Source organism: Mesorhizobium sp. M5C.F.Ca.IN.020.29.1.1 (assembly GCF_003997375.1).
Taxonomy (GTDB): domain Bacteria; phylum Pseudomonadota; class Alphaproteobacteria; order Rhizobiales; family Rhizobiaceae; genus Mesorhizobium; species Mesorhizobium wenxiniae.
The window spans coordinates 1-4080 of sequence record NZ_RZSW01000551.1; the positions used below are offsets into that span (position 1 = coordinate 1).

Sequence of the window (4080 nt, forward strand, 5' to 3'; positions counted from 1 at the left end):
ACCTACACCCGCCCGGCCCTGCCCGATGACACACCGAACCCGTCGATCAGCGCTTCCGTTGCTTGCACATCACGAAATTGCGCCTGGATCTCGACGAGATGCCGGTAGTTTTCGTCTGTGGGATCGCTGGCGAGCGCCGCTTCCGCCTGTTTCAGCTCCTTATGTAAGGTGCGCGCGCTGCGCTGCAAGTGGAGCGCCTGGCTGAAGGCGTCGCGGGCATCGTCAAGTCCGGCTGTTTCCAGCGCCGGCCACTGCCGAGCCCGTTTGATCAGCGCCACCACGCGCGCCCAGATCTCGCCGCAGCCGGCCCGTTGGATCGTCGCGATCACCGCGTCGCGGTCGTTGGCCATGTCATGCGCCATCGCATCGAGGATCGCCGCATGCAGCCGCTTCAGATCGGTATTGGCGAGGTCGAGGAACTCGACATGTTCGAAATTCTCGTCGATCAGCGCCGGATGATTGACAAGAGCTGCGATGATCGTCGCCTCGCGCACCGACATCCCCTCACTGCCGCGCTTGACAAGCGCCGAGCGGCCGAGGCTTTCGGTGATCGCGGTGCGTCCGCCGGCATTGCCGCCGCGTGCGAACTGTCCGCCAGGAGCGGAGCCCTTGCCCTGAAAGCGCCCACCGGGCCGCGCATCTTGGCGCCCGCCTTGATAACCTTGGCGCGCGCTGCGCTGGGTGCCGAAAAAGCTTAGCACTCGCTCGCGCATTTCCTGTTGGTAGTGGTAGCGCAAGCTCTCATCACGGATGCGGCTGGTCAGTTCGCGCAGCGTCTTTTCCAGTTCCGCCCGCCGCTCCGGCGTGTCGAAGATGCCGCCGGCCGTTTCGCGCACCCACAAAAGGTCGGCGAGCGGCCGCGCCTCGGAAAGCACTGCGCGAAACGCGTCCGGCCCGTCGGCCTTGACCAGATCGTCGGGGTCCTTGCCTTCTGGCAGAAGCGCAAAGCGCACCGAGCGGCCTGCCTGAACCGCCGGCAGCGCCATGTCGGCGGCGCGCCATGCCGCCTTCAGTCCGGCCTGGTCGCCGTCGAAGCACAGCACCGGCTCGCCGGCCATGCGCCACAGGAGTTCGAGCTGGTTTTCGGTCAGCGCGGTGCCGAGCGGCGCGACGACATTCTCGAAACCGGCCTGCGCCAGCGCGATCACGTCCATATAGCCCTCGACGGCGATGACCGTGCCGCCCTTGGCCAGCGCCCCCTTTCCCAGTGCTTGGCGCGCACGGGCGAAATTGTAGAGCACATTGCCCTTGTGGAAGAGCTCGGTGTCGGGCGAATTCATGTATTTGGCGAGCGCATCGGCAGCCAGCGCCCGCCCGCCAAAGGCGATTATCTTGCCTCTGGAATCCGGGATCGGGAACATGATGCGGTCGCGGAACCAGTCGTAGGAGACCGGGACGTCGTCGCCGTGGCGCACCAGCCCGCATGCCTCGATATCGGCCTTGGGCACGCCGTTCGCGGCAAGATGCTCCTTCAGCGCGTTGCGGCTGTCGGGCGCATAGCCGAGCCGGAACGACTGCTGCGTTGCCGGTGTCAGCCCGCGGTCGCGCAGATAGGCGCGGGCTTTTGCGCCTTCCGGTCCCTGCAGCCGCTCCTGGAAGAAGGCAGTCGCCATTTCCATGATTTCGGTCAGGCTGGCGCGTTCCTTTTCGCGCCGTTCCTCCTGGGCATCGCGCACCGGCATCGGCACGCCCGCCATGTCGGCGATCTTCTCGACCGCTTCGGGAAAGCTCATCCCGTCGAGTTCGGTGAGAAACTTGAAGTGGTCGCCCGAAACCGAGCAGCCGAAGCAATGATAGCGGCCCTTCTTGTCCTCGCAATGGAAGGACGGGCTCTTCTCGCCATGGAAGGGGCAGCACGCCCAATAGTCGCCGCGCGGCGCGTTGGTCTTCTTCCTATCCCACGCCACGCGCTGGCCGATCACCGATGAAATCGGCACGCGGTCGCGTATCTCGTCGAGGAAGGCAGGTGGAAAGCGCATTGGGAACGGCTCGTTTGTCCTCCATATAATCACACCGGCGAAACCCGACGACTCCTAATGCGGACCATACCCGGTTTTCACAGGGCAAAAGAAGACGGCCGCTGCGGGCCGCCTTCTTTCCTATCCCGGCATAGTGCCGGTGGAAATTTGGACGATCAGTGCGCGTCGATCGCGCCGAAGATGATGCCGGAGACGACGCCGACCAGGAGATAGTCGTTGCCGACGCGGATCCATTCCTGGCCACGGCTCGGACGACGCAGGCCATAGTGGCGATAGTCGCGGATCGGCTGGTGGCGCTTCCAGCTGGAATATTTCTGGCCATTGCGCCAATGGTTCCTCTTCACGACGACTTTCTTCTTCACCGCGACGCGCTTCTTCACGTGCCTGTCCGGCTTCTTCCAGTCGACCTGGCTGTAGTTCGACTGGGGTGCATTTGGCGCGTTCAGCGGCGCTGCCTTGCCCTGCAGGGACGTGGCAGCCAGCATAGAGAGGGCGACTGCGGAAAGAATGATGCGTTTCATCACGGGGGTACTCCTTTGGTTGCCGATGCCCAAGCAATAGAGCCCGAAGAATGAACCGAAACTGAACACACGGATTACATTTTCGTAATGATTTCATGTATTTACGACAGCTAATTCAACACTCAGATCAAACCGGATTTGACGGGGTCGTCGGCACTCGACCGCGCCACCATCCAGAAGCCGGCCGGCAATGCAACCATTTTGCGATCCATCCATTTCCGACACACCCTGTCGCGCACCAATAGCCGGCCGAATTGGGCAAAATTTATTATCCGGCTAAAAGTAATCGGAGTAGTATCGACCTTTGCAATGTCCTTGATTCGCCCCCTCTTTTACCTCTGTGCCGCCACGGCGCCCGTATCGCTGTCGCCTGTCGGAATGCGAGTCTGACATGAGCGGTTCGGTCGTTTTGCTGGATCTTGCCGGCGCGGTGGCGCTGATGCTGTTTGCCACCCGCTTGGTGAAGACAGGTGTCGAGCGCGCCTATGGCGATGTGCTGCGCCACAAGCTGCGCGCGACCATGCGCAATCCTTTTATGGCGGTTCTGGCCGGCTGCGGCCTGGCGATCGCGCTGCAAAGCTCCACCGCCGTCACCTTGCTGGTCGGCTCCTTCGCCGGCGCCGGCATCGTCAGCGGCTTATCGGGCCAGCTTGCCGTGCGGGGCGCCGAGATCGGCTCGGCACTGGTGGTCAAGCTGCTCACCTTCGACCTGTCGCTGCTGGTGCCGGTCTGTCTTGTCGCCGGCACCGTCATGTTCATGGCCACCGAGCGGCGCGACTGGCGCCAGTTCGGCCGGATCCTGGTCGGCATCGGCCTGCTGGTGTTGTCGCTGGAGATGATCGGCCAGGCATCGGAGCCGCTGCGCCAGAGCACGCTGATGCCGGTCGTCGTCGATTACTTCTCCGGCGACCCGGTCACCGCCTATCTGCTGGCGGCGCTGGTCACCTGGCTGTTTCATTCCTCGATCGCCGCGGTGCTGCTGATGGTGACGCTCGCCGGCCGTGGCTTCATCCCGCCCGAACTGGGCATCGTGCTGGTGCTCGGCGTCAATCTGGGTTCGTCGATCATCGCGCCGCTGCTCACCCGCAATGCGGAGCGGGGGGTGCGTGTCGTACCGATCGGCAATCTCCTGATGCGCGGCATGGGCTCTCTAGCCATGCTGATCCTGTTCCTGTGGTTGAAGCCGCCGGTCGCCTTTCTCGGCGCCACCGTGCCCGACCAGATCGTCAACGCACATATCCTGTTCAACATTCTGATCCTGGTTGCCGGCCTGCCGCTGGCCGGCCTCGTCTACCGCGCTTCGGAAAAGATCGTGGCGCTCGGCACCAAACCGGCGCCGGCCGAAGCGCTCGACGTCGTCGAGCTGTCCGCGCTCAACGACAGCGCGCTGGATGTGCCGAGCCAGGCGCTGGCCAACGCCACCCGTGAGGTGGTGCGGGTCTGCGAGACGGTCGAGATCATGCTGAAGCGCATCATCGAGCTCTACGAGAGCGCCGACGCCGACAAGATCAAGGCGCTGGCCGCGCTCGACGACCGCGTCGACAAGAAGCACGCAGCGATAAAGCTCTATCTGGCCAAGG

At 63.6% G+C, this 4080-nt stretch carries 3 protein-coding genes; 1 reads left to right on the forward strand and 2 read right to left on the reverse strand.

Features of this window, described 5'->3' with window-relative positions; translation table 11 throughout:
- Positions 1 to 2: 2 nt before the first annotated feature.
- Both dnaG and EOA85_RS29355 read right to left on the reverse strand, forming a co-directional pair.
- A complete protein-coding gene (gene dnaG, locus EOA85_RS29350; RefSeq protein WP_127212088.1) occupies positions 3 to 1979 on the reverse strand; it encodes a DNA primase in 1977 nt (658 codons plus the stop codon).
- A gap of 155 nt (positions 1980 to 2134) precedes the next feature.
- Positions 2135 to 2500 carry an RcnB family protein gene (locus tag EOA85_RS29355; protein WP_127212089.1) on the reverse strand — a complete coding sequence of 122 codons (366 nt, stop codon included), beginning with the start codon at positions 2498 to 2500 and terminating at the stop codon, positions 2135 to 2137.
- Between the two features lie 391 nt (positions 2501 to 2891).
- On the opposite strand from EOA85_RS29355, the gene EOA85_RS29360 reads away from it, so the two are divergent.
- Positions 2892 to 4080, forward strand: a 1189-nt coding sequence (locus tag EOA85_RS29360; RefSeq protein ID WP_164759959.1) for a Na/Pi cotransporter family protein, incomplete at its 3' end; no start/stop codon positions are given.

What these genes read in the sequence shown, in the direction of transcription:
- EOA85_RS29355 (WP_127212089.1), bottom strand. Translation starts at nt 2,500, where the DNA reads ATGAAACGCATCATTCTTTCCGCAGTCGCCCTCTCTATGCTGGCTGCC.
- dnaG (WP_127212088.1), bottom strand. Translation starts at nt 1,979, where the DNA reads ATGCGCTTTCCACCTGCCTTCCTCGACGAGATACGCGACCGCGTGCCG.